This window comes from Bacteroides caecigallinarum, from assembly GCF_021530995.1.
Classification (GTDB): Bacteria; Bacteroidota; Bacteroidia; order Bacteroidales; family Bacteroidaceae; genus Phocaeicola; species Phocaeicola faecigallinarum.
Window position 1 is genome coordinate 1 of record NZ_JADYTF010000239.1, and the last position, 1,203, is coordinate 1,203.

General features: G+C 43.0%; 4 protein-coding genes and 1 pseudogene. All 5 read right to left on the reverse strand.

The genetic code is table 11. The features are described from left to right. A partial coding sequence (locus I6E24_RS16305) for a PcfK-like family protein (RefSeq protein ID WP_235329751.1) occupies nucleotides 1-307 on the reverse strand: 307 nt, incomplete at its 3' end. Nucleotides 308-314: 7 nt separating this feature from the next. After that, on the reverse strand, nucleotides 315-572 hold the full coding sequence (locus I6E24_RS16310; protein ID WP_057099066.1) for a DUF6926 domain-containing protein: 258 nt from the start codon (nucleotides 570-572) through the stop codon (nucleotides 315-317). Between the two features lie 18 nt (nucleotides 573-590). Further along, nucleotides 591-809 (reverse strand): hypothetical protein, encoded by a 219-nt coding sequence (locus I6E24_RS16315; RefSeq protein WP_013619456.1) that lies wholly within the window; start codon nucleotides 807-809, stop codon nucleotides 591-593. 24 nt (nucleotides 810-833) lie between these two features. Beyond that, the gene (locus I6E24_RS16320) at nucleotides 834-1,037 is read right to left on the reverse strand and encodes a hypothetical protein (protein WP_022232588.1); all 204 of its coding nucleotides are present in this window, start codon (nucleotides 1,035-1,037) and stop codon (nucleotides 834-836) included. An 8-nt stretch (nucleotides 1,038-1,045) separates the two neighbouring features. Continuing rightward, nucleotides 1,046-1,203 (reverse strand): annotated as a pseudogene (locus tag I6E24_RS16325) (molybdenum ABC transporter ATP-binding protein); the annotation flags it as partial.

Here is a 1,203-nt window from a genome sequence, read left to right on the forward strand (position 1 = left end):
CCTTTCTTCTTGCTTCCTGCTTTTCCTCTTCTGTCAGTTCCACCACATGGTTTACAACTACTTGACATTGTATAGGCTTGCCTACTTCAATCTCGTTTTCATCGTAATAGTGAATGGCTTGTCCGTATATCTCTCCGTCTGAAAAGCCGTTGCAACCGCTTTTCTGCACATAGTTCAGAATGTATGTGACACAATCGTCTATGTTCTTGGCTGGGTTGCGGTAGCTTTTGGCGAATAGTTCATCTTCCGCTGCTCTCTGCTCCAAAAACATCTGTATGGTTCGTTTGAAATGGTCTGTTCCTTTCATCATAATCTCAAATTTTAGTCGGGTTGTCGTTCAAATAAAGTATCTCGCAATCTTCCACTTCTGTGGGAAGTCCGAAAAGGGGGTAATGGGTGAAATAAGGCTGTGCGTTCCCTTCTTCATCTGTGAGGGGTGAAACATCTTGTACTTGCCATCGCTTCATCCATCTGTCTATTGTCTGAACTTCATCGTCTGTGAGTGCGGTTGCATCGCCATTGATGATATAGGCTAAACTCCATGTGGGTATCTTTTCCGTTGTCCTGTTCATATCCGTTCATTTATTGGGTCAGACAATCTCTTGTAAAATCTCCGTGTGGTATTGTGGAGGACATTCCACCAAAAGAAAACCGATAAAGTCCTTTCTCGCTTCCTTGTTGAGTTCGTGGTATAGCCTTCTTAGGGTTGAATGGTTGCCGTTGATGTAGGTTTCCACCATATACTCAAAGATGTTGTCCACCTCGTAAAATCTGCATTGCTGCGCTGCTGTCTTGCTGTATCGTTTCATAATGCTATGCTTTTGGGAGTTAATTCAAAGTGTCAGTAGCCATAGGAGAAAGCCGAAAATGGCAATGAGGAATATGATGAATACCATTACATTGATAACCATTCGGAATACTCCACAGACTATTTCTCTGATGATGTACCAAAGGATATTGACTATCCAAAGGAAACAGCGCAACAGAAATGCGAATACTGCAAGTCCAATGGATTGCGCTGTCTGTCTTATGTTCATTGCTGCTGTCATTTTGGGTGTCGTTTGTCAAGTTCTACTATTCTGTCAATTCTTCCGTACAATATCTTGCGGAGTGCCGTCTTGTCCATAGCCTTGTATTCTCTCCATTGTCCGTACTGGCTTACAAGGAATGTCCTCAGTATGTCGGAGAAGTCAAACCGCCATC

Excerpts from the sequence above, each read along its gene's own strand:
- I6E24_RS16310 (WP_057099066.1), bottom strand. The coding sequence starts at position 572 with ATGAACAGGACAACGGAAAAGATACCCACATGGAGTTTAGCCTATATC.
- I6E24_RS16320 (WP_022232588.1), bottom strand. The coding sequence starts at position 1,037 with ATGAACATAAGACAGACAGCGCAATCCATTGGACTTGCAGTATTCGCA.
- I6E24_RS16315 (WP_013619456.1), bottom strand. The coding sequence starts at position 809 with ATGAAACGATACAGCAAGACAGCAGCGCAGCAATGCAGATTTTACGAG.